Source organism: Paraburkholderia sp. GAS42, from assembly GCF_050436565.1.
In the GTDB taxonomy this organism is placed as follows: domain Bacteria; phylum Pseudomonadota; class Gammaproteobacteria; order Burkholderiales; family Burkholderiaceae; genus Paraburkholderia.
The window spans coordinates 220,311-243,559 of sequence record NZ_JBNDML010000003.1 but is presented as its reverse complement, the minus strand read 5'-3'; the positions used below and the strand labels follow the sequence as shown (position 1 = coordinate 243,559).

Here is a 23,249-nt window from a genome sequence, read left to right as displayed (position 1 = left end):
GAAAGCGTAGGGAACCCGTTTACCCATCTGGACAAGGTCGCCGCTGCTGCAGAACGCGGCGACATCTGGAGCGACTTGGGGACGATATATCGGCCAGACAGTGAAGATGAAGGAACCAGCGTTCAGGTTCTTCAGGATCACCCGGATGTGAGCTGATTGAACAGATTGTGGCGACGCATTGCGTCAATGCGTTCGGTTGACCCGCAATGGCCAGAAAACGCCGAAAACAAAAAACCCGCCGAAGCGGGTTTTTGCTGGCGACAGCATCGCCGGACTTGCGCGGCACGTTGCACAGGAAAGCAACGAAGCCTTGTTGGTTGCGGGGGCAGGATTTGAACCTGCGACCTTCGGGTTATGAGCCCGACGAGCTGCCAGACTGCTCCACCCCGCGTCAGAGGAAGCGAATTGTACTGGCGCACCCACGGCGCGTCAAACATTCATGCAAACTATTTTGCGTGCTCACAGATCGGCGACCGTTGCGCCTTCGATCTTTCCATCGATGATGTCCGCGCCGTATTGACTTGCGCTGCGCTTCGCCACGCCGAAATCCGAAAACGTCGATTGTCGGGAGAGACGAAACACGCGGCTCGCCTTCGATCCGCTGATCGCGCCCGGCCGGCACACGCGCACTGCGACGTCGTAACCTTCCGCGTTTTTCTTGTGTCCATCGAACTTGTTGAATTCCCGCGAAAAAACGAGGGGATGCACTTCGAAGTCCTTGTAGATGACCGGATAAAAGTCAGCCATGATGCGCCCCTGAAACATGTATGTCGCCCCACTATACGCCGCACGGCGAAGCGTCCCGGGAATTATTTACCCTGGTGAGGCGTGTCCTTCGGTGCGCCAGGGCGAACGCATGCCGGACAGCATCCAGGCGCACTCCGCGTTCATGTAAACTCCCGTTCTATCGCGCCCGCTCTCTCCGACACCGAATGAAAATCGCCACCTGGAATGTGAACTCGCTGAAGGTTCGCCAGCAGCATGTGACCGACTGGCTCGAACAGAGTCAGACCGATGTGCTGTGTCTGCAGGAACTCAAGCTGCCCGATGAGAAATTCCCACGCGCCGAGCTCGAAGCCAAAGGGTATCGAAGCTGGTTCGCCGGTCAGAAAACCTATAACGGCGTCGGCATTCTGGTGCGCCAGGGCCTCGTCGTCGATGAGGCCTCGATCGTGCGCAACATTCCCGGCTTCGATGACCCGCAGCAACGCGTGATCGCCGCGACGATCGAAGGCGTACGCATCATCTCGGCGTATTTCCCGAACGGCCAGGCGCCGGGCACGGACAAGTTCGCCTACAAGCTGCGCTGGCTCGACGCATTGCACACCTGGATTGACAGCGAACTCGCGCAGCATCCGCACCTCGCGCTGCTGGGCGACTACAACATCGCGCCCGAAGATCGCGATGTGCACGATCCGAAGGCATGGGAAGGACAGAACCTCGTCTCGCCGGAAGAGCGTGCGCAGTTCGTGCGTCTCGTCGAACTGGGTCTCATCGATGCTTTCCGGAAGTTCGAGCATCCGGAAAAAACCTTCACGTGGTGGGACTACCGGATGCTGGCCTTCCGTCGCAATGCGGGCATGCGGATCGACCATATCCTGCTGTCGAAATCGCTGGCCGACAAATGCACACTGTGCGATGTCGATCGCGTTCCGCGCAAATGGGACCAGCCGTCGGACCACGCGCCGGTTGTCGCGCAGATCGACTGAATGCGCTCTTTTAGTCTGGCTGACCCGCGACTGACGCTGCGAACACGCGCCCGCCCAACGTCAGCCACCCGGTGACGTGTTATCCCAGCTGCGACCACAGAAAACCGAACACCATCGCATCGTAAGCGGCGCGCTCCAGCGCATCGGAGCCCGAGCCGTGTCCGCCATCGGTGTTCTCCCAGTACCACACATCCTCATGTCCCGACGCCTGCATGCGCGCCACCATCTTGCGCGCGTGCCCCGGGTGCACGCGATCGTCGCTCGTCGAGGTCGTGAACAGAACCGACGGATATTTCGCGCCAGCCGACACGCGGTGATACGGTGAATACGCAGCCAGCGCACGTGCTTCCTGCGGATCATCCGGGTCGCCGTATTCGTCCATCCACGACGCGCCCGCGTGCAGCAGGTGATACCGCTGCATATCGAGTAACGGAACCTCACACACCACCGCGCCAAAGAGCTCGGGACGCTGCGTCATGCACGCGGCGACCAGCAGCCCGCCGTTGCTGCCGCCCTGAATGCCGAGTTGCGCGGCGGTTGTGACGCCATCGCCGATCAAAGTCTCAGCGACTGCGATGAAATCGTCGAACGCGCGTTGACGATGCTCGCGCTGCGCAGCCAGATGCCACTGTGTACCGTACTCGCCGCCACCGCGGATATGCGCGACCACATAGATGCCGCCCTGCTCCAGCCAGCCGATGCCCGGGCTTACCAGATAGTCCGGCGTCAGCGGGACAGCGAAGCCACCGTAACCCGTCAGCAGGCACGGGTTCGCAACGGACGTCGATGCTTCGAGAATGCTGCGCGCGCCGACGATCGTGTATGGCACACGCGTGCCGTCCTTCGATTGCGCGTGACCGCGCTTCACCATGAGCGGCGCTGCGTCGAACTGGGTGGGCCAACGGTCCAGCACGGTCCACGCTGACAGATCCTCCTGAGCAAGATCGGCGAGACAGTATTCGGGCGGCTGCAGATAATCGTCGACATCGACATAGACCTCGTCGTTAAGCGTGGCCTCGATCGGTGAAACGTCCACCTGCGACGTTTCGCGTGACGGGAACGTCCGCGACGCCCAGTGCCAGTCGCCTTCGGCTGATTGCAACGGTTGCCAGAGCAGTGTGCGACTCTCCACGTCGTCGAGATACGAGACGATCAGCGTGTTGAGCGTATGCGTCCATTCGCACGCGGACGTGAGCGGCGTCGGCGTGAAAAGCGGCATGAAATGCCGGCTGCCGGCCAGGAACGCCGCCTCCCGGATCGCGAGCAAGGCGCCGCCGGCGTAGAGGCCGCTATCGCACTGCCAGTCGAGACGCGGCTCGAGCAGCAACCACCCATGCCAGCCACCGACCGAAATATGCGACGGCACGTCATAGCGCCGCCACACGCCATTCGCATCGGGCCAGTACGTGTGCGAATCGAAGAAGTCGACATCGCGCACCGCTGAGTGACGCTTCTCCACAGGATCGTAGTGCGCCTCCACGCCGATGTCGTCGAATTCGCCGGCGAACACAACGGGGGCCTCCTCGAGCGCCGTAGCGCGCGTCCAGCGACGCACCTCGCGCGGATAACCCGAGCGCGTGAGCGTCGCATCGCCGTTGTCCCAGCCCACATACAGCGTGTCCCGGTCGATCCACGATGCCGTGTGCTTGCCGGCCACCGCGATGGAAAAACCGTCATCCACGAAGCGCTGGTTATCGATGTCGAACTCGCGCACGATCGTCGCGTCCGAGCCGCCCGGCGACAACGCGATTAGTGCCCGGTCGCCGTCCGGATAGAGGATGTCGATATCGGCGCAGACCCACGGCGTGGCCTCGGCCTCGCCGAGCGCATCGAAGTCGAGCAGGTTCTGCCATTGCGGCGCGCCATTGCGCCAGCTTGTCCACGATGTGCGACGCCAGAGGCCCTTCGGATTGCGGTCGTCCTGCCAGAAGTCGTACGCCCAGTCTTTCCATCGGCTCGGAATAACCGGCCGCTCGCGTGGCAGATACGCACTCGCGAGACGCTGCGTAAGCGCGTCGAAGCCATCGCCGCTGCGCCATTCAGCGCGTGCGCGCGTGTTCTGCCCGCCAACCCACGCAAGCGAAGCAGGATCGTGAAGATCTTCGAGATGGAGAAACGGATCGGGACTGCGAGGCCAGGAGCGTGCTGCGGGCATAGTGAGCTGTCGGAAGAAGAACAGCACCGATTATGCCCTGACGCCGGGCAGCGCCGCGACCTGGCCGTTCGACACAGGAAGCCGGCCACGCGGAATTCTGTGGTGAATAGCAAAAAGGGCCGTCCACACGCTGCGATGCAGGTGGACGACCCTTGCTGTGTTTCTTCGATGCAGAAGCTGCTATTCGAGATTCAATTCCTGAATCTTGCGCGTAATCGTGTTCCGGCCGATCCCCAGACGCTCGGCCGCTTCGACCTTGCGTCCACGCGTGAAATCGAGCGCCTCGCGAATCACGGCGGCTTCGAAACGACGCGATAGTTCGTCCATCACATCGGCCGAATTCTCGCGCAGCATACGCGCCACTTCAGTTCGCAATCCGCTTTCCCACACGCTGACGGGCGTGGTCGCCGGCGCGCCAGGCGCTGTGGACATCGGCGACGGCGCCGACGTGCCGTTCGTGCCAGCAGTGGCCAGCGCATTGCCTGACGCGTCAGCGGCCATACCCGCGCCCGCAACGATATCCGCGCTACCGGCCGTCGACGGCACGAGATCCGGCGGCAGATCCTTGATCTCGATCGTCTGGGCCGGCGCCATGACAGTCAGCCAGTTGGCCAGGTTTTCAAGCTGCCGGACATTACCGGCAAACGTGAGCGACGCCAGATACGCAAGCGCCTCATCTGACACGCGTTTCGGCTCGACACCCAGATCGCGCGCACTCTTCTGCAGGAAGTGACGCGTGAGCAGCGGAATGTCCTCGCTACGTTCGCGTAACGCCGGCAGACGCAACCGGATCACGTTGAGGCGGTGATACAGATCCTCGCGGAACAGACCCTGACGGACACGCGATTCGAGATTCTGGTGCGTCGCTGCAATGACCCGAACGTTCGCGCGCAGCGGATTGTGGCCGCCCACGCGATAGAACTGACCATCCGACAGCACACGCAACAGACGTGTTTGCAGATCGAACGGCATATCGCCGATTTCATCGAGGAACAGCGTGCCGTTCTCGGCCTGCTCAAAACGACCTTGCCGCATCGCCTGAGCACCGGTGAATGCGCCGCGCTCGTGACCGAACAGCTCGGATTCCAGCAGGTCCTTCGGAATCGCCGCCGTGTTCAGCGCGATGAACGGACCATTCGCGCGCGGGCTATGACGGTGCAGCGCGCGTGCAACAAGCTCCTTACCGGTGCCTGATTCGCCGGTGATGAGCACGGTTGCCGCAGAATGGGACAGACGGCCGATCGCGCGAAACATGTCTTGCATCGCCGGTGCCTGGCCGAGCATTTCCGGTGCATCGGCGAGGCGGTCATCCCACGTCTGCTCGCCACGCATGCTTTCGTCGACGGCACGGCGGATCAGTTCGACCGCCTTGTCGACGTCGAAGGGCTTGGCCAGATACTCGAACGCGCCGCCCTGAAATGCGGCGACCGCGCTATCCAGGTCGGAGAACGCCGTCATGATGATGACGGGCAGACCCGGTACGCGTTCGCGGACGGTCTGCAACAGCTCGAGGCCTGAGCCGCCTGGCATCCGGATGTCGGACACCAGCACCTGCGGGCTGTCGTGATCCAGCGCGCCCGCCGCCTCGCGCACGTTCGCGAAGCTGCGCGTCGCGAAATTTTCTCGTGCAAGGGCTTTTTCGAGCACCCAGCGGATCGATTGATCGTCGTCTACTATCCAGATCGGCTTCATATAGTCGTTCAGAAGTCTTGAGGTGCGTCAGCGTGTGTGGTGCTGTTCGATGGGTTGCCCAGTGGTAACCGGGTAATCACTCAAGCGGCAGCAGGATCTGAAACTCGGTGTGTCCCGGCCGGCTTTCCACTTCGATCAAACCGTCGTGTTGTTGCACGAACGTCTGCGCGAGCGTCAGGCCAAGACCGCTTCCATCCTCACGCCCCGAAACGAGCGGATAGAAGATGCGGTCCCGGATATCCTCGGGAATCCCAGGACCGTTGTCGATGATATGCAAGTCCAATGCCAGCTTACAAAGACGTTTCGCGATCGTGAGTTTGCGGGCCACGCGGGTGCGCAGTTCGATACGCGCATCGCCTTGTGAAATGCGCTCGCGCAACGCTTCGGCAGCGTTGCGCACGATGTTGAGCAGCGCCTGGATCAACTGCTCCTTGTCGCCGCGCAGATCGGGCACGCTCACGTCGTAGTCGCGCTCGATCGTGAGGCCGCGCGGAAACTCCGCGAGGATGACGGCGCGCACACGCTCACATACTTCATGAATGTTCACGTCACCCACGATGTGCGGATGACGGTGCGGTTCGAGCAACCGGTCGACAAGCGTCTGCAGCCGGTCCGATTCCTTGATGACAACCTGCGTGTATTCGCGCAATTCGTCGCGCTCACGTGCACTCAGTTCGAACTCGAGCAGTTGCGCCGCGCCGCGAATGCCGCCAAGCGGGTTCTTGATCTCGTGGGCCAGGTTGCGGATCAACTGCTTGTTGACCGCAGTCAGATCCTGGATGCGTTCCTCACGGTCGGTGCGCAGATGTCGTTCGTTCTCGAAGATTTCGAGCAGGACGTAGTCCGGCACAATCTCGAGAAAGCCGACGATCGCATGCACATGCAGCGGTTCGTGCCCGGGCCGTTCGAGCACGGTATCGAGGTGAGTCGCGTGAAAACGGTGTTCGGCGATCGCGGCGATCGTCATCAGCAACTCGTCCGCGTTCGAAAAAATGTCCGGCCACGCCATCTGCGTGAGTTGCCGGCGTGACAGATCGAGCATCGACTCCGCGGAAGGATTCGCGAACACGACGCGCAACGTGCGCTTCTCCAGCACAAGCACAACCGTCGGCAATGCCTCGAATCCCGGCAGCAAACCGGAGTCGACAAGCTGGGCGTCGCTCGACAGCGGTTCGGCGTGCCCTTTCCTTGCCTTGATCAGATTCTTCAGATCCATCTTGTATCAATCTGGTCGGTATGAAACGGTGATGAGGCGAACACGGCTACCCTGGTGCAGCAACAACGTTCCTTCTGGTCCGGCAACGCTGTGCGAAAGTTCAACAAAAAAGGGACGGCGCCGCCGTCCCTTCGTGACCGATCGCGAACGTTCGGACGCGCGCTTCGCCTTCCTCCGGCGAAGCGCCATCACCACTTACAGCGAGTAGTACATTTCGAATTCGATCGGGTGCGTGGTCATGCGGACGCGTTGCAGCTCGCCTTCCTTCAGTTCCAGATACGCATCCAGCATCGAATCCGTGAACACGCCACCGCGCGTCAGGAACTCGCGATCCTTGTCGAGCGCGTCCAGCGCCTGATCGAGGCCGGCACACACGGTCGGGATCTTTGCATCCTCTTCCGGCGGCAGGTCGTACAGGTTCTTGTCGGCTGCTTCGCCCGGATGGATCTTGTTCTGAACGCCGTCGAGACCGGCCATCATCAGCGCCGAGAACAGGAGGTACGGGTTCGCCATCGGGTCCGGGAAACGCGTTTCGATACGACGGCCCTTCGGGTTCGACACGTGCGGAATGCGGATCGAGGCCGAACGGTTTTTCGCCGAGTACGCGAGCTTCACCGGTGCTTCGAAGTGCGGCACGAGGCGCTTGTACGAGTTCGTCGTCGGGTTCGAGATGCCGTTCAGTGCACGGGCGTGCTTGATGATGCCGCCGATGTAGAACAGCGCGAATTCCGACAGGCCCGCGTAGCCGTTACCCGCGAACAGGTTCTGGCCGTCTTTCCAGATCGACTGGTGAACGTGCATGCCCGAACCGTTGTCGCCGACGACAGGCTTCGGCATGAACGTCGCCGTCTTGCCATACGTATGCGCAACGTTGTGGACGATGTACTTCAGTTGCTGCGTCCAGTCGGCGCGCTGCACCAGCGTCGAGAACTTCGTGCCAATTTCATTCTGGCCCATGCCCCCGACTTCGTGGTGGTGCACTTCGACCGGAATGCCGATCTGTTCGAGCAGCAGACACATTTCCGAGCGAATGTCCTGGAACGAGTCGACCGGCGCGACCGGGAAATAGCCGCCCTTCGTGCCCGGACGGTGGCCCGTGTTGCCGCCTTCGAATTCCTTGCCCGACGACCACGGTGCTTCTTCCGAGCCGATCTTCACGAAGCAGCCCGACATGTCCGTATTCCACCGGACCGAGTCGAAAATAAAGAATTCCGGCTCCGGACCGAAGAAGGCCGTGTCGCCAAGGCCGGTGCTCTTCAGGTACGCTTCGGCGCGCTTGGCGAGCGAGCGCGGATCGCGTTCGTAGCCCTTGCCGTCCGACGGTTCGACGACGTCGCAGGTCATGACGAGGGTCGACTCTTCGTAGAACGGGTCGATGAAGGCCGTGTCGGCGTCCGGGACGAGCAGCATGTCCGAGGCTTCGATGCCCTTCCAGCCGGCGATCGAAGAACCGTCGAACGCATGGCCGCTTTCGAATTTGTCTTCGCCAAATGCCGACACCGGCACCGAAACGTGCTGCTCCTTGCCGCGCGTGTCGGTGAAACGGAAGTCGACAAACTTGACGTCCTCGTCCTTGACGAGTTGCATGACGTCGGCCACGGATTTACTCATAACCTATTCTCCTGATTAACGAATTCGGCGGATTCTGCCGCCGCCCAAATCTAGCTGACCCGCCACCGCACGTCTATCCGATCTGGAAGATCAGATGAAAAAAACTACGGTCGAATCGATCGGGCCGTATAAAGCAGCTTCCGTGCCAACATGCGCCAGCCTGGCGCAAAAGCCTTCCGTTACGCGCACTTACGGGGAATCCTTACACCCGGCGTCGCGCAATTCGCGACATATCTCACGAGGGTTAGCACCAACATAGTGCGAGTCATCGTGGAAAATCAATGCGTTGTTCCATTTTGGTGCTTGCGATCCCGCTTGCACCCTCATGAAGCATAGCAGTCGCACCCTGCCTTGTGTATCGACCGAATGGCCGGGTACGCGCGAGTGACTGACACGCTAGAATGATCTTTTGGTTGCCAGCACGAAGGAGATTTGCCGTCATGAGTACGCTCGAACAGTTGTACGCGCAGGCCGGGAAGCGGCGTATCGAAAACCAGTTGCCATACGCAGGGGCGCTTTCGCCTGCCGAGGCATTCGAGCTTCTCCAACTCGACCCGCGCACACGCCTCGTTGACGTTCGGACCCGCGCGGAACTCGATTGGGTTGGACGGCCGCTGATTGGCGACGGCCAGTACGTCCATGTTGAATGGACGCGTTATCCGGGGGGCGTACCGAACCCGGAATTTCTCGATCAGCTGGGCAACGCGGCGTCGCCGGATACGCCGGTACTGTTCCTGTGCCGTAGCGCCGCCCGCTCAAAGCTTGCCGCGATCGCCGCAACCCAGGCGGGTTTCACGCAGGCGTTTGACCTGCTGGAAGGTTTCGAAGGGGACAAGGACGGCCAGGGGCACCGGAAAACGGTCTCGGGCTGGTGCTTCCGGGGTCTGCCGTGGATCGGCGCGTAAAGCGTGTTCGCTTTCACGTGGCCGTCCGGCTGTCGGCGAGCGTCAGCGGCGTGAGGTCCCGGTTCGTTTAGCCCCGCGGTTTCGCCTGCGTGGCATCGGGTTCAACGATGTCGCCGCCAAGCAGATGAACGCCTTCCCGCAGCTTCACGAATGCTGCGGCGACCGCTTCAGGCTCGCCTTTCACGCCCAGATCAATGTGACGGCGGGCATAGATACCGCCGCGCTCCGCATCGCCGACGCTCGGCAGACTGAAGACGCGCACGCCCGGAAAGTCATGTTCGATCTTTTCCATCAACGGCGTGAGCGTCGATTCGGGCAGTTCGAATACAAGCAGTGACTTTTCCGCGTGCGGCATGGCGTGGTGCAGATGCGCGTACTTCGTGTCCAGCACCCATTCGATCATGGGCCACGCCATTACCGGGAAACCCGGCACGAAGTGGTGATCCCCGACTGAGAAGCCCGGAATCTTGTTGTAACCATTTGGAATGATCGACGCGCCGCGTGGGAACGTGCCCATGTTCAGACGATGGCGGTTCTCCGGCGAACCAAGGTCGGGCGGTGCGCCGGACGCATCGACATGCATGTCGCGAATGCGCTCCTGGATCAGTTTTGCTGCTTCGGCGTGCAGTTCGAGCGGCACGCCGAGTGCTGCGGCGGCGCATTGGCGCGTGTGATCGTCAGGCGTCGCGCCGATGCCGCCGGTCGAGAACACGACGTCGCCCGAGGCGAACGAACGGCGCAACGTTCTCGTGATGCGCTCCGGGTCGTCGCCGATGTATTCCGCCCAGGCAAGCGAGAGCCCGCGGTCGGTCAAAAGCTGGATGAGTTTCGGCAGATGCTTGTCAGTACGTCTGCCAGACAGGATTTCGTCGCCGATGATGATGACGCCAAATGCCATTGCCGCCTCTTCCTGAAAAATGAGTTCAGTAGGGAACCGTCACTGCCGTGCGCGCGCCGTGCTCTTCAGCGCGCATGCGCTGCAACGCGCGCAGGCAGTAATAGCCGAACCACAACGCCGAAAAGACCAGGATGAACGCATAGATCCAGATAGTCGCCGCCGTCACGACCGGGAACAACACGATTAGCCAGACCGACGACGCCCAGAGCAGCGTCGGAAGCGAACCCAGCAGACCGCTCGCGACACCGATCAGCAACAGCGGCAGCCGGTGTCGCCGAACCAGCGCGCGACGCTCCTCGCTTGTCGCGTGTAGCGCGAGTGCGTCATACGTCATCACGCGATACGTGAGCCAGCCCCACAACAGAGGCGGAATCAGCGCGAAGAATGGCGGGATGAGCCACAGCGGCAGCGTCACCACCAGCAGAACGAGACAGACGAGCGTTGTCCATAGCGCATGGATCAGACTACCGTACCACGTTCCGCCGCGACGCATCTCCAGGCTGCTGAACTGCCGGACAGACAGATGACGGATCACGGCCGGCATCGACAGTGTCGCGATCAGCAGCAGCACGGTCACGACAATCAGTGGAATCGCGAGCGCGATCACGATGAAGGGCGCAATCACCGCATGCAGCGACGAAAACCCGAGCCAGTCGAACAGGCTGTAGAGCGTCGTGGTGAACGGCCAGCTTTCGAGCCACACGCGGGTGGCGTCGGTCAGCGCCTGCCACGAAAACCAGAGGATGACGCCCCAGACGATCGCCGCCGCCGCGAACGGCAAGAAGGTCAGCCAGAGCATGCGCGGATGGAGCGCGCTGGAGAGTGCGCGCCCGAACGAGCGCAACAGGTCATTCATGCGAGCCAGTGCCGGTGAATGAAGCGGTGAATGGGCAAAAAACGGGGCAACGAACGGGGCGAAACAGTGGATGAACCGAAATTGCGATCTGCGTGAGACAAACGCGACCACGCTAACCACCGCCATTGCCGGAGAAACTGCAGACAGGATAAACCAGGGACCACGCCACCGGTATTTCTCGCTGCGGTGGCGCGCGATGACAGAAGCGTTAGTGCCAGCGTTGACAGAAGCACGTACAGCAAACGAAGCGCACGAGCTGCCGGCTCAGACGGCCGCGGTATCGTTGCCCTGCTCGCGGCGACCCGGCGCGAGCCGCCGGGTAATGCGTACGAGCGCGAGCCAGTGTTGTGCCCAGAAGCCTTCGCCGTATTGACGACCGTCGAGCTGGTCCTGAATACCGGTCGGCTCCATGTCGCGGCTCCACGACGCGGTTCGGAACAGCAGATCCCACCACGGGAACAGCACACCGAAATTGCAGCCGTAATTCGTGCCCTCATGGCCGTAGCGCATTGCATGATGCCGGCGATGGAACGTCGGGCTGACGAGCAGCCGTTCGCCCAGCCAGCCCAGGTACATCCGGATATTGGCGTGCTGTACGCTCTGCGCCAGATTCGTAATCGCGACGAGCACCACGAACTGCGACGGCGGCACGCCGATCACCAGTGCGATGACCGCGAAAAAGCACGCCTGCAGCAGATCGTCAAGTAGATGGTTACGGTCGTCAGACCAGAGCGACATCTGGCGCTGGCTGTGATGAACCGCGTGCAGTTCCCACCAGAGCCCGAAGCGATGTTGGCCGCGGTGATACCAGTAACCCGCAAAGTCGAGCACGATCAGGTACATCAGGAACGTAACGAGCGGTTGCGTGGTGACGCCGGGCCACAGGTTGTCGAAATCGATATTTGCGACATCGTGCAGCCTCAACCAGCCCTGCACGCCATCGAAGAACGGTTGCAGCGAGAAGAAGAAAAACAGGTTCAGGATGCCGAGCTTCGCAATCCACGTGTAAATCACGTCGACGCGCACCGCCTTGCGGTTTTCCCATTGCTCGACGGGGCGCAGCGCCTCGAGGGGCCGGAGCACCGCGTACATGGCGAGCACCTCGAGCACGCCGACTATCACCCAGTAGAGGCTGTCGTAGGTGTCCTCGTCGTAGTCCATCAGATCGAAGCGGAACAGCAGCGGCTGCACGACATCGACGTACAGCAGCGTCTGCACTGCAGAGACGAAACTATCGAGAGTCGAAAAAATCAGGTGGAACATGGTGCCCGCTGCGCTTCAACAAGGTGCTTCGACATAACGCTTCGCCACAGTGCCTCGTGACGCGGCCGGAGCCGCACCCGCGTGGCTTATATGACCTAAGCGCCGTTCGGCGCCGTCACCGGCGCGCGATCGAAGAAATAGATGCCGTGCGGCGAACGGCCGACAGCGATCGTCTGGATCAGCTTGCGCGTTGACAGATCAATGACGCCGATGTGCTTCGCGAAGCGGAACGTTACCCACAGATAGCGTTTGTCGGCCGAAAGTTCCATATCGTCCGGGCCGGGCATCAGGCCCGTGATGTCGCCGACATTCGTCAGCGTGTCCTCATCAATGATGCTGATGGTGCTCGCCACGCGATTCGACACCGCGACGTGCTTGCCGTCAGCGAGCGAGCGGAAGTTGTGCGCGCCCTTGCCCGTCGGAATCGTCTTGACGATTTTCTGGTTTTTCCAGTCCACCACCGCGACGTAATCGGCACCTGTCATGCCGACAAGCAGATATTTCTCGCCCGGCGTCATCCAGAGGCCTGCAGGCACCTTGCCAACCTTCATCTTCCACTTGACCTGCTGCGTGTCGAGATCGACCGCGGCCAGTTCGCCCGATACCTGCAGCGTGACGAACACCGTCTTGCTGTCACTCGTGAACGCCATGTGGCTCGGCATCACCGCGAGCGGCAGACGGCTCGCAAGCGCCATGTTGTGGCCGTCGTAGTGATAGATGTCAAGCCGGTCGAGCCGCAGACCCGTGGTGACCATCCATTTGTGATCTGGCGAGAAACCGATCTGATAAGGATCTTCGATGCCCTCAACCCAGCGCTGCACCTTGCCCGATTTCGGATCGACGAACATCAGGTTGTTCGAGACCGAATTGGCGACGATCAGCGACGAATTGTCCGGCGTCGCCATCAAGTGGTGCGGTTCCTTACCCGTGGGGATGGTGCTGACAACCTGATGGGTCGTTTCATCGATCAGGCTGAGCGTGGCCTCGCCAGAATTGAGCACGATCACATTGTTTGCGTGCGCCAGCGGAGAGAAAAAGCCTGCTGCGGCGACCAGCGCCGCGCCCGCTGCCAGCGCGCCAGTCAGACGGAAGAGAAAAAAATTGCGCATGAAAACTCACATCGGAGAACGAGCGTCATTGTAGAACGTTTGCCAGTACGCGCGGTTGACGCAGGTCGAGCTTTCGCAGCAAAAAATCGGGGGCGGTGGCGCACGCTTTGGCGGGCGGCTGGCGCGATTGGGAAGCCGGAATCGTCGTAGATTTTGCTGGGGGATCGCGCTCAGTGAATATGTGAATCCTATTTTTTTGAGTTTTCGCCCGAGAAAATAAGAGCCACCCGCATTATCAAAAATAGACTCCTAATTATTGAAGAGTAAATCCATTTACATTTAACGTTCCGGGGAAATATCCACAACCATCCTATGCCGATTAGCCATCGAGAATTTAAGAGTTAACTCATACCTGCCAAATCTGTCGACCGGGAAAATCAGATCAAATCATTTTCCCGCAACGATCCCGTGAACCGATCAGTGAGAAATCGACGCGTCGCGCCGCTTCTTCCGAGGTTTTCTCATGTGCGCTGAAACAGTAAGCAGCCATGGGAACTCCTTTCCTGGCGTGCAAAGGAAAGCTGAAGAGCATGCATTCGATTCAAAAACATGCTCACTGATAAAGATCGCGGGCTTAACATGGCAGAGTATTTTAGGAATGCACTCATTTAACACACCCCTGTCCAACGAAAATCTTGCCCCCTCAGGCACGCGCCTTACAGCTGATTCGCGTCAGTTGCGAGCAGAGCTTTCCATCCGGTTAATCACGGTCGCGCTAATCACAATGACTGGCTTGCCATCGGTGTGTGCGGCTGGGTCCGGTACCGGGCACCCAACGGCACCGCAAGCCGGACAGATGGACGCACCAGCAGGCCCGTTTGTGACCGTTGCAGCCGCCAGCGACGCCCAGCCCTACTTCAAGGCCGACGGGATCGATGACGGTTCCGATAACGCCGTCGCCGCCGCCGGCTCCAAAAGCGTCGCTGCCGGCGCGAACGCACGCGCCACCGGCATCGCCGCTGTCGCAATCGGGAACACCGCAAGCGCTGCCAGCGCGGATTCGGTCGCCATCGGCGACGGCGCTGGCGCGGCGGGCACGGGAGCCATTGCGATCGGCGGCAATGCGCGCGCCAGCGGACTTGGCGCGTCCGCGATCGGCAAGGACACGAGCGCCAGCGGCAACGGCGCGTTCGCAGCGGGCTACCAGGCAAAAGCCGTGGATCTCGCCACGGCCGCCGGCATCTACGCAACCGCGACCGGTTCCCGCGGCACCGCTATCGGCGCGGCGGCAAGCGCCAGCGGCACGTCGTCGGTGGCGCTCGGCAATGGCGCCCAGGCTACGCGCACGAACAGCGTCGCGCTCGGCACCGACTCCACGACGTACGCGAATCTGGCCGCGCTGGCGTTCACGCCGGTCGGCGCCAGCCTGATGATCAAGGCCGCCACCGCAACCGGCGAAGTCTCCGTTGGCGCCGCTAGCGCGGAGCGGCGTATCACCAACGTCGCTGCCGGCGCCGGCGACACCGACGCGGTCAATCTCAGCCAGTTAAAGGCGCTCGATAGCAAGGTCGACGGCGCCGTGTTCTATGACCGCAACGCGGACGGATCCGTCAACCGCAACAGCTTCACACTCGGCGGCGACCCGGTGAACGGCGGAACGGTGATTCACAACGTCGCGGACGGCGTCGACGCCCACGACGCGGTCAACGTCAGCCAGTTGAAAGTTGTCGACGACAGGCTCGACGCCCTCGCTGGCAGCGATTCGCTGCATTACTTCAAAGCCGACGGCACCCGTGACGGCTCGGATGACGCCAGCGCCGCAACCGGCACGCACGCTGTCGCAGCGGGCGCCGCCGCGTCGGCTGGGGGCCTCGATGCCATAGCGGTCGGACACGGCGCGGATGCGCCGGGGGACGGTTCCAGCGCGTTCGGCGCGTTCGCCAACGCCGTTGGCTCCGGCGCAACGGCTATCGGCGCTTTCGCGCGCGCAGCCGGCGCCGACGCGACCGCAATCGGCACCGGCGCGAACGCCGCAGGCGTGTCGTCGCTGGCGCTCGGCAACGGCACGCAGGCCATGCGCGACAACAGCATCGCCATCGGCAGCGGCGCACGAGCCACATTTGACAACAGCATCGCGCTCGGCGCCGGATCGGCGACTGTCTTCGGTGCGCGGAGTGGGTATTTCGCGTTCGCACTCTCCGCGCCTCAACATTCGTCGGGAGAGGTCAATGTCGGCAATCGCACGATAAGTGGCGTCGCAGCGGGCGCGGACGATCAGGACGCCGTCAACGTCGCGCAGTTGAAGGCGGTGAGCGGCAAGGCAGATCAGACGGCGAGCCGGGTCGAGGGTGCGGTCACCTACGACGCAAACCCGGATGCCACCGTCAACCGTGACAGCATCACACTCGCTGGCAGCGCTGCGAACGGAGGCACAATCATCCATAACGTCGCTGACGGGACGGATCCGCACGACGCGGTCAATGTCGGCCAGCTGAACGCCGCGGTCGGCGACGCGATCAGCCACGTCGCAGTGAACACCGCGAATCCGCTCTTCAGCGCCGACGGTGATCGCGATACCGAGGCAGCGCAGTCAGCTGGAACACACTCCATCGCGGCCGGCGCAAACGCCCGGGCGAGTGCTAACGGCGCGACGGCATTCGGCGCGAGTGCCGTCGCCACCGGCAACAACGGGATCGCGCTTGGCGCCGGGGCGAGCGCGAGCGCGAACAACGCCGCCGCATTCGGCGCCAACGCTGTCGCAGGCGGCACCAATGCGATCGCACTCGGCGTCAACTCAGTCGCCAGCGGCAACAACGCGGTCGCGCTTGGCGCCGGGGCGAGCGCGAGCGCCGACAACGCGGTCGCGCTCGGCCAGAGTTCGGTTGCGGATCGTGCGAATACGGTTTCGGTCGGCTCGGCAGGTCAGGAGCGGCAGATCGCGCACGTGGCGCCCGGCGTTCAGGGAACGGATGCGGTCAATCTGAACCAGTTGACCCAGAGCATGAGCGGCGCCGTCAACCAGGCGAATAGCTACACCGACGATCAGGTGCGATCCAGTCGCCGCGATGCATACGGTGGCACAGCATCCGCTCTGGCGGTTGCCGGACTGCCTCAGGCGGTGCTGCCCGGTCGCGGCATGGTTGCGGCCGCGGCCGGCACTTATGGCGGTCAGTCCGCCATTGCGCTCGGGGTGTCGCAACTCTCCGAAACGGGTAAATGGGCGTACAAGGTTCAAGGCACGACCAGTTCACGCGGTGAATTCGGCGCGTCGATCGGCGCAGGCATGCACTGGTAGCGCAATACGCCAACGCCGTGAATACGCACTCCTTCACTTAACGCTGCATCGATTCCCACACCTTATGCAGGCGCTTCACCGAAACGGGCATTGGCGTTCGCAGTTCCTGCGCGAAGAGCGAAATCCGCAGTTCCTCGAGCAGCCAGCGGAATTCGGTCAGCCTTGAATCCATCACGCCGCCACGCTGCGCGATAGCGCGCTGATAGTGCTGCAACAGAGGCTGGAATTCGGCGAACTGTCGCGCGTCACGGGTCGGGTCGGCCTTCAGCTTGTCGATGCGCAACGCGATGCCCTTCAGGTAACGCGGGAAATGTGCAAGCTGCACATAAGGCGTATCGACGACGAAGCGTTTACCCACCAGCGCATCCAGCTGGCTCTGCATGTCCGCGTACGCTGCTGTGAACGACTTCGCCTGAACGAGCTTTTTCGTGACTGCGGCGTACTCGCCCAGAACCTGTCCGATGAGCCGTGCGATTTCCTGCGCGAGCAGCGTCAGGCGACCGCGTCCTTCGTCGCGACGCGTATGGAAACTGCCGTCGTCGTCGGGCAGCGGATCTTGCAGGCACGCGCGATCCAGCGCGGTGTCGACCAGCTGATCGCGCAATTCTTCCTGCGTGCCACGCGGCATGAACTGCATCGACATTTCGCGCAGACCCGGGAGGTTCTTCTCCAGATATTTGATCGGTTCGCGCAACTGCAACGCAAAAAGACGACGCAACCCCGCGCGATGGATCCGCGCGGCTTCTTCGGGCGAGTCGAACACTTCGACGTCACAATGCGTCGTGCGATCGACCAGCGCCGGGTAGCCGAATAACGTCTGGCCACCACGGCGGATTTCGAGCAGCTCAGGGAGCTTGCCGAAGTTCCACGTCGTAAGGTTTTCGTACAGCGCGGTGGCCGCGGTTCCGCTCGCCGACGTTTGAGGTGCAGTCCCGCCCTGCCCGCGCGCGCCGCTCTTCGCAGACGCAGTTGCCGACCCAGCATCGGCCGCCCCTGTCCGCGAATCGGATGAAAGCGCCGCAGCGCTGCCGGAAGCCGCATTCGACAAACCGGCCGCTCCACCCAGCGCCGCACCCGCCGCGATCTTCTGGAAATGCTGCTGAGCCTGGCCGCCGAGTTCCGCGCGCAACTGCGCGAGATTGCGACCCATCGCGAGCTGCCGGCCATGCTCGTCGATGACCTTGAAATTCATGAAGAGATGCGGCGGCAGCGTCTCCAGCTTGAAGTCGGACTGTTTCATCGCGACCTGCGTCGCTTCGCGAACATCCGCGATCAGCGCTTCGAGCAGACCGCCCGCGCCGAAACGCGGACCACGCGTGCGCTCGACAAAACCTGCCGCGTATTCCGGTAGCGGCACGCAATGGCGACGCAGCTTCTGCGGCAGCGATTTCAGCAGCAGTTGCGTCTTTTCTTTCAACATGCCCGGGACGAGCCACTCGCATCGACGCGCATCGACCTGATTGAGCGCGTAGAGCGGCACCGCCGCCGTCACACCGTCGCGCGGCGAGCCCGGCTCGAAGTGATACGTGAGCGCCATCTCGACGCCCGACATTGTCATCCGCTTCGGGAAGAGATCGGTCGTGACGCCGGCCGCCTCGTGCCGCATCAGATCGTCGCGCGACAGATACAGCAGACGCAGTTTGTCCTCGGGCTGACCGCTCTTTTTGACTTCGTCCTTGTACCAGCGCTCGAACGACGCGCCGGTGTAGATGCCTTCGGGAATCGCCTGATCGTAGAAACCGAAGATCAGTTCATCGTCGACCAGCACATCCTGACGACGCGACTTGTGCTCCAGTTGCTCGATGTCGGCAAGCAGCTTCCGGTTGTGCGCGAAGAACGCGAGCTTCGTGTCGAACTCGCCCTCGACCAGCGCACCGCGGATGAACAGTTCGCGCGCGCGCGACGGGTCCTGCTTGCCGAAACCCACACGCCGCCGGTGGTAGATCGGCAGCCCGTACAACACGGCGCGCTCGTACGCCGACACTTGCGCCGCGCGCTTTTCCCAATGCGGTTCGGACAACGATTTCTTCAGCAGATGCGCGCCGATCTGCTCGATCCACTCGGGCTCGATCTTCGCGATACACCGCGCGTACAGACGGCTCGTCTCGACCAGTTCCGCCGCGATCACCCAGCGGCCGGCTTTCTTCACCAGCGCCGAACCCGGCCACAGATAGAACTTGATGCTGCGCGCGCCGAGGTAATACGGTTCGTCGTCGGCCTTGAGGCCGATGTTGCCGAGCAGGCCCGTCAAAAGCGCGAGATGGATCTGCTCGAACGTGGCTTCGCTTTCGTTCAGCCGCCAGCCGTGTTCACGCACCACCGTCAGCAGTTGCGAATGCACATCGCGCCATTCGCGCAGCCGCAGATGCGACAGAAAATTCGCGCGGCACGCGTCGACGAGCTGCCTGTTCGACTTCTTGTGCGCGACCGCTTCCTCGAACCACGTCCAGATTTTGAGCCACTGCAAAAACTCGGAGCGCTCGTCGGCAAAACGGCGGTGTGCCTGGTCCGCCTGCTCCTGCGCTTCGATCGGCCGGTCGCGCGGATCCTGCACCGACAGCGCGCTTGCGATGATCAGCACCTCGCGCAGCGCCTGCTGGTCACGCGCAGCGAGAATCATCCGGCCGACGCGCGGGTCGAGCGGCAGGCGCGCGAGTTCGCGGCCGAGCGTCGTGAGATCGTTGTCGTCGTCGACGGCGCCGAGTTCATTCAGCAATTGATAGCCGTCGGCAATCGCACGGCCCGGCGGCGGTTCGATAAACGGGAAGGTTTCGATCGCGGTCAGGTGCAGCGATTTCATCCGCAGAATGACGGACGCCAGCGACGAGCGCAGGATTTCCGGATCGGTAAATCGCACACGGCCCTGATAATCGCTTTCTTCGTAGAGACGAATACACACGCCATCGGCGACACGGCCGCAACGCCCTGCCCGCTGGTTCGCCGCCGCCTGCGAGATCGACTCGATCTGCAACTGCTCGACCTTGTTGCGATACGAGTAGCGCTTCACGCGCGCGAGCCCGGTATCGACCACATAGCGAATGCCCGGCACCGTCAGCGACGTTTCGGCGACGTTCGTCGCGAGCACGATGCGGCGTGCGTTCGATGGCTTGAACACGCGCTCCTGCTCCGCGGCCGAGAGACGTGCGAACAGCGGCAGGATCTCGGTGTGCGGCGGATGGTGCTTGCGCAGCGCTTCCGCGGCGTCGCGAATTTCGCGCTCGCCGGGCAGAAACACGAGCACGTCCCCGGAGCCTTCGCGACAGAGCTCATCGACGGCATCGACGATCGCTTCCATCAGATCGCGGTCGGCGTCGCGTTGTGATTTCTGCCGCTCCGGACGGTCCGCACGTTCACGACCGGACGACGTGCCTTCGGCGGACTTCACGGCCGGGCTGTCTTCGACCACAGGCCGGTACCGCACCTCGACCGGATACAGACGTCCGCTCACCTCGATCACCGGCGCGGGCTTTTCGTCGCTGCCGAAATGACGCGCGAAACGGTCTGCGTCGATGGTCGCGGAGGTCACGATCAGCTTGAGATCGGGCCGCTTCGGCAGGATTTCGCGCAGGTAGCCGAGCAGGAAATCGATGTTCAGACTGCGCTCGTGCGCTTCGTCGATGATGATGGTGTCGTAGGCCTTGAGCAGCGGATCGGTCTGCGTTTCGGCAAGCAGAATGCCATCGGTCATCAGCTTCACCGACGCGCCGGGCGCGAGGTTGTCCGTGAAACGCACCTTGTAGCCGACCACTTCGCCAAACGGCGTGCCGAGTTCTTCGGCAATACGCCGCCCGGTTGCCGAAGCCGCGATCCGGCGCGGCTGCGTGTGACCGATCAGACCTGAGCCACCCGCGCCGAGGCCGCGTCCAAGCGACAGACAGATCTTTGGCAACTGCGTCGTCTTGCCGGAGCCCGTCTCGCCGCTCACGATCACGACCTGATGCTGCGAAATCGTCCGTGCAATCTCATCGCGGCGGCCGGAGACCGGCAGCGCTTCAGGGAAGGTAATCGGCGGAATCGGGTTTGGTTCGACGATGCGCGGCGCGCGCGGCGGTTTTTTTTCGCGCGGGGCGGTCTCGTTGCGGGGCGGTTCCACGCTGGGTGTTTGCTGGCCGCTGCGCAGCTGGTCGGCGTTGCGCCGCTGCCCGGCGCTGTGCGGTTGCCGGCCGTGATGCGGTTGCCCGGCGCTGCGGGATTGTTCGCCCTTACGTGGCTGTCCCGCGTCGCGAGGCTGACCGGCGTCGAGTAATTGTCCGCCATCGCGCGGCGGCCGTTGCGCGCGCGCGTCACCCTGCTTGCCCGACGGAATGTTTTTTTCCGCACGCAGCGCGTCGCCAGCGGCCACTTGATGCGGACGGCGCTGCGACTGCTGCGAAGTATTCGAGGGCTTTGGTTGCGCCTTCTGCTGGGGGCCCTGCGGCGGTTTCTGACTCGCGAGCTGCTGACGCAACTGCTCCAGCGCGTCCGTCCCGCGCGCCTGCGTGCCGCCCGCACTTTCGCCGCGCGTCCGCGCTGGTTGGCCGGGTCCGCCCTCAGGCGTCTGATTCACGTTCGCCGAAGCGGGACTTTTGGGTACATTCGACATGGGGGCGCATTATAATCCCGGGCATGAATTCCCAAACCGACCTCGTCCCCGCGCCCGCAAGCGCTCCGGCCCCGACCGGCGCAGCGGAAGATCTCGCCCAGCACGCGCAATTCGTCGACTGGATGCGTTCGGTCGCCCCGTATATCCACGCGTTCCGCAACAAGACGTTTGTCGTCGGGTTCGGCGGCGAAGTGGTGCATCAGGGCCTCCTGAACGCGCTCGTGTCCGATATCGCGCTGTTGCAGGCTATGGGCATCCAGATCGTGCTCGTCCACGGCTCGCGACCGCAGGTCGAGGAGCAGATGAGCCTGCACGGCGTGGAATCGGAGTTTTCGCACGGCATGCGCATCACCGATGCCCGCGCGCTGGAATCCGCGAAGGAAGCCGCCGGCGAAGTGCGTCTCGACATCGAGGCGGCGATCAGCCAGGGCTTGCCGAACACCCCGATGGCGCATGCGCACATCAGCGTGGTGTCGGGCAACTTCGTGACGGCGCGGCCGGTCGGCATTCTGGACGGCGTCGATTTCGCGCACACGGGTGTCGTGCGCAAGATCGATGCGGATTCGATCCGCCATTCGCTCGCGAGCCGCAAGCTCGTGCTGCTCTCGCCGCTTGGCTTCTCGCCCACGGGCGAAGCGTTCAATCTGAACATGGAAGATGTCGCGTCAGCCGCCGCGATCGCGTTGCGCGCCGACAAGATCGTGTTCCTGACTGAAACGCCGGGCCTGATGGACGAGGAAGGCTCGCTCATCCGCGAACTCTCGCTCGACGACGCATACAAGCTGCACGAAAGCGGCGAACTTCAGGGCGACGAAGCGTTCTATCTGAAGCACTCCATTCGCGCGTGCCGCGGTGGCGTCGCACGGGCGCACATCGTGCCCTACGCGCTCGACGGCAGCCTGCTGCTCGAACTGTTTCTGCACGATGGCGTAGGCACGATGATCTCGTACGAGAACCTCGAAAGCCTGCGTGAGGCCACGCCGGACGACGTCGGCGGCATCCTGACGCTGATCGAGCCGCTCGAATCGGACGGCACACTCGTACGTCGCGGGCGCCACCAGATCGAACGTGACATCGATCATTTCTCGGTGATCGAGCACGATGGCGTGCTCTTCGGCTGCGCGGCGCTTTACCCGTACACGCAGGAGCGCATCGGCGAAATGGCGTGCCTGACGGTCGCACCGGAAGCGCAAGGCTCCGGCGACGGCGAGCGTCTCTTGAAGCGCATCGAGCAGCGCGCCCGCGCGCGCGGCCTCACGCGCATTTTCGTGCTGACGACACGCACCGAACACTGGTTCCTGAAGCGCGGCTTCGTGAAGGTCACGGTCGACGACCTGCCCGAAGACCGTCGCCGGCTCTATAACTGGCAGCGCAAGTCGCTCGTGCTGATGAAACAGCTCTGAGCGGCCCCATATAAGGCGACTGCCGCCCCACACTGATTACAGGAGAAGCACAGCATGGCTCGTATGGTTCAATGCGCGAAGCTCGGCAAGGAAGCCGAAGGCCTCGATTTTCCGCCGCTGCCGGGCGAACTCGGCAAGCGCATCTATGAAGGCATCTCGAAGGAAGCCTGGCAGGCGTGGCTCAAGCAGCAGACGATGCTGATCAACGAAAACCGCCTGAACATGGCCGATCCGCGTGCACGCCAGTACCTGATGAAGCAGACCGAAAAATTCTTCTTCGGCGAAGGCGCCGATCAGGCTTCGGGCTACGTGCCGCCGTCGCAAGGCTGATTTCCTTCCGCCTTCGGTGAAAAAATCCGCGCGTTGCGCGGATTTTTTTTGCCTCTTTCGCCACGCTTTTCACCCGGCTTTTTCCCCTCTCAGCGAGCAATTCTTCGCCCGCACGAGCGTCTCACGGCGCCGGTTTTAAGCCGCTTTTTCAAACCCTCTCAATCCGCCGCATCCCCCGCCAGGCATGGGATTGAGCAAGGTTCCTCGCCCCTCCGAAAGCCGGGGTGTTTGCACGATCCGCTGCTATCGTGCTACTATGTACCTCGTTTCAACAGCAATCCACCT

15 protein-coding genes and 1 tRNA gene are annotated in these 23,249 nt (G+C 62.4%); 5 read left to right on the top strand and 11 right to left on the bottom strand.

Translation table 11 applies throughout. The annotated features are described in order from the left end of the window. Positions 1–314 precede the first annotated feature (314 nt). Together P3T16_RS06060 and P3T16_RS06055 are read right to left on the bottom strand one after the other, a co-directional pair. A tRNA-Met gene (locus tag P3T16_RS06060) sits at positions 315–391 on the bottom strand. A gap of 68 nt (positions 392–459) precedes the next feature. Then, positions 460–747 (bottom strand): hypothetical protein, encoded by a 288-nt coding sequence (locus P3T16_RS06055; RefSeq protein WP_429257715.1) that lies wholly within the window; start codon positions 745–747, stop codon positions 460–462. A gap of 185 nt (positions 748–932) precedes the next feature. On the opposite strand from P3T16_RS06055, the gene xth reads away from it, so the two are divergent. After that, a complete protein-coding gene (gene xth / locus P3T16_RS06050; protein ID WP_429257716.1) occupies positions 933–1,709 on the top strand; it encodes an exodeoxyribonuclease III in 777 nt (258 codons plus the stop codon). 79 nt (positions 1,710–1,788) lie between these two features. Here xth and P3T16_RS06045 read toward each other — a convergent pair whose 3' ends face one another. The 4 genes from P3T16_RS06045 to glnA form a co-directional block, all read right to left on the bottom strand. After that, positions 1,789–3,864 (bottom strand): prolyl oligopeptidase family serine peptidase, encoded by a 2,076-nt coding sequence (locus P3T16_RS06045; RefSeq protein ID WP_429341566.1) that lies wholly within the window; start codon positions 3,862–3,864, stop codon positions 1,789–1,791. Positions 3,865–4,044: 180 nt separating this feature from the next. Continuing rightward, complete coding sequence (ntrC, locus tag P3T16_RS06040) at positions 4,045–5,556, bottom strand: nitrogen regulation protein NR(I) (protein WP_429341565.1); 1,512 nt, start codon at positions 5,554–5,556, stop codon at positions 4,045–4,047. A 76-nt stretch (positions 5,557–5,632) separates the two neighbouring features. Continuing rightward, positions 5,633–6,772: a nitrogen regulation protein NR(II) gene (gene glnL, locus P3T16_RS06035; RefSeq protein WP_429257719.1), complete on the bottom strand. Its 1,140-nt coding sequence runs from the start codon at positions 6,770–6,772 to the stop codon at positions 5,633–5,635. Between the two features lie 195 nt (positions 6,773–6,967). Continuing rightward, positions 6,968–8,383, bottom strand: coding sequence for a type I glutamate--ammonia ligase (glnA, locus tag P3T16_RS06030; RefSeq protein ID WP_429341564.1), 1,416 nt, complete (start codon positions 8,381–8,383; stop codon positions 6,968–6,970). A 440-nt stretch (positions 8,384–8,823) separates the two neighbouring features. Here glnA and P3T16_RS06025 point away from each other — a divergent pair, with 440 nt between their 5' ends. Then, a complete protein-coding gene (locus P3T16_RS06025; protein WP_429257721.1) occupies positions 8,824–9,288 on the top strand; it encodes a rhodanese-like domain-containing protein in 465 nt (154 codons plus the stop codon). A 67-nt stretch (positions 9,289–9,355) separates the two neighbouring features. On the opposite strand, the gene P3T16_RS06020 is transcribed toward P3T16_RS06025, so the two are convergent. The 4 genes from P3T16_RS06020 to P3T16_RS06005 form a co-directional block, all read right to left on the bottom strand. Further along, positions 9,356–10,186, bottom strand: coding sequence for a competence/damage-inducible protein A (locus P3T16_RS06020; protein ID WP_429341563.1), 831 nt, complete (start codon positions 10,184–10,186; stop codon positions 9,356–9,358). A gap of 25 nt (positions 10,187–10,211) precedes the next feature. Continuing rightward, on the bottom strand, positions 10,212–11,042 hold the full coding sequence (locus P3T16_RS06015) for an EI24 domain-containing protein (RefSeq protein WP_429257723.1): 831 nt from the start codon (positions 11,040–11,042) through the stop codon (positions 10,212–10,214). A gap of 264 nt (positions 11,043–11,306) precedes the next feature. Next, positions 11,307–12,305, bottom strand: coding sequence for a sterol desaturase family protein (locus P3T16_RS06010; RefSeq protein ID WP_429341562.1), 999 nt, complete (start codon positions 12,303–12,305; stop codon positions 11,307–11,309). 95 nt (positions 12,306–12,400) lie between these two features. Beyond that, positions 12,401–13,414: a beta-propeller fold lactonase family protein gene (locus P3T16_RS06005; RefSeq protein WP_429341561.1), complete on the bottom strand. Its 1,014-nt coding sequence runs from the start codon at positions 13,412–13,414 to the stop codon at positions 12,401–12,403. A 796-nt stretch (positions 13,415–14,210) separates the two neighbouring features. Between P3T16_RS06005 and P3T16_RS06000 the strand changes: the two genes are divergently transcribed. Beyond that, positions 14,211–16,649, top strand: coding sequence for a YadA family autotransporter adhesin (locus tag P3T16_RS06000; protein ID WP_429341560.1), 2,439 nt, complete (start codon positions 14,211–14,213; stop codon positions 16,647–16,649). A gap of 37 nt (positions 16,650–16,686) precedes the next feature. Here the strand turns inward: P3T16_RS06000 and hrpA are convergent, their stop codons facing one another. Beyond that, a complete protein-coding gene (gene hrpA, locus P3T16_RS05995; protein ID WP_429341559.1) occupies positions 16,687–21,231 on the bottom strand; it encodes an ATP-dependent RNA helicase HrpA in 4,545 nt (1,514 codons plus the stop codon). 23 nt (positions 21,232–21,254) lie between these two features. Between hrpA and argA the strand changes: the two genes are divergently transcribed. Continuing rightward, positions 21,255–22,634 carry an amino-acid N-acetyltransferase gene (gene argA / locus P3T16_RS05990; RefSeq protein WP_429257728.1) on the top strand — a complete coding sequence of 460 codons (1,380 nt, stop codon included), beginning with the start codon at positions 21,255–21,257 and terminating at the stop codon, positions 22,632–22,634. A 54-nt stretch (positions 22,635–22,688) separates the two neighbouring features. Beyond that, complete coding sequence (locus P3T16_RS05985) at positions 22,689–22,964, top strand: oxidative damage protection protein (protein ID WP_228877117.1); 276 nt, start codon at positions 22,689–22,691, stop codon at positions 22,962–22,964. Positions 22,965–23,249: the final 285 nt, after the last annotated feature.

Excerpts from the sequence above, each read along its gene's own strand:
- P3T16_RS06000 (WP_429341560.1), top strand. The coding sequence starts at position 14,211 with ATGGACGCACCAGCAGGCCCGTTTGTGACCGTTGCAGCCGCCAGCGAC.
- ntrC (WP_429341565.1), bottom strand. The coding sequence starts at position 5,556 with ATGAAGCCGATCTGGATAGTAGACGACGATCAATCGATCCGCTGGGTG.
- P3T16_RS05985 (WP_228877117.1), top strand. The coding sequence starts at position 22,689 with ATGGCTCGTATGGTTCAATGCGCGAAGCTCGGCAAGGAAGCCGAAGGC.
- P3T16_RS06020 (WP_429341563.1), bottom strand. The coding sequence starts at position 10,186 with ATGGCATTTGGCGTCATCATCATCGGCGACGAAATCCTGTCTGGCAGA.
- xth (WP_429257716.1), top strand. The coding sequence starts at position 933 with ATGAAAATCGCCACCTGGAATGTGAACTCGCTGAAGGTTCGCCAGCAG.
- P3T16_RS06015 (WP_429257723.1), bottom strand. The coding sequence starts at position 11,042 with ATGAATGACCTGTTGCGCTCGTTCGGGCGCGCACTCTCCAGCGCGCTC.
- hrpA (WP_429341559.1), bottom strand. The coding sequence starts at position 21,231 with ATGTCGAATGTACCCAAAAGTCCCGCTTCGGCGAACGTGAATCAGACG.
- P3T16_RS06005 (WP_429341561.1), bottom strand. The coding sequence starts at position 13,414 with ATGCGCAATTTTTTTCTCTTCCGTCTGACTGGCGCGCTGGCAGCGGGC.
- P3T16_RS06010 (WP_429341562.1), bottom strand. The coding sequence starts at position 12,305 with ATGTTCCACCTGATTTTTTCGACTCTCGATAGTTTCGTCTCTGCAGTG.
- P3T16_RS06055 (WP_429257715.1), bottom strand. The coding sequence starts at position 747 with ATGGCTGACTTTTATCCGGTCATCTACAAGGACTTCGAAGTGCATCCC.
- argA (WP_429257728.1), top strand. The coding sequence starts at position 21,255 with ATGAATTCCCAAACCGACCTCGTCCCCGCGCCCGCAAGCGCTCCGGCC.
- P3T16_RS06045 (WP_429341566.1), bottom strand. The coding sequence starts at position 3,864 with ATGCCCGCAGCACGCTCCTGGCCTCGCAGTCCCGATCCGTTTCTCCAT.
- glnL (WP_429257719.1), bottom strand. The coding sequence starts at position 6,772 with ATGGATCTGAAGAATCTGATCAAGGCAAGGAAAGGGCACGCCGAACCG.
- P3T16_RS06025 (WP_429257721.1), top strand. The coding sequence starts at position 8,824 with ATGAGTACGCTCGAACAGTTGTACGCGCAGGCCGGGAAGCGGCGTATC.
- glnA (WP_429341564.1), bottom strand. The coding sequence starts at position 8,383 with ATGAGTAAATCCGTGGCCGACGTCATGCAACTCGTCAAGGACGAGGAC.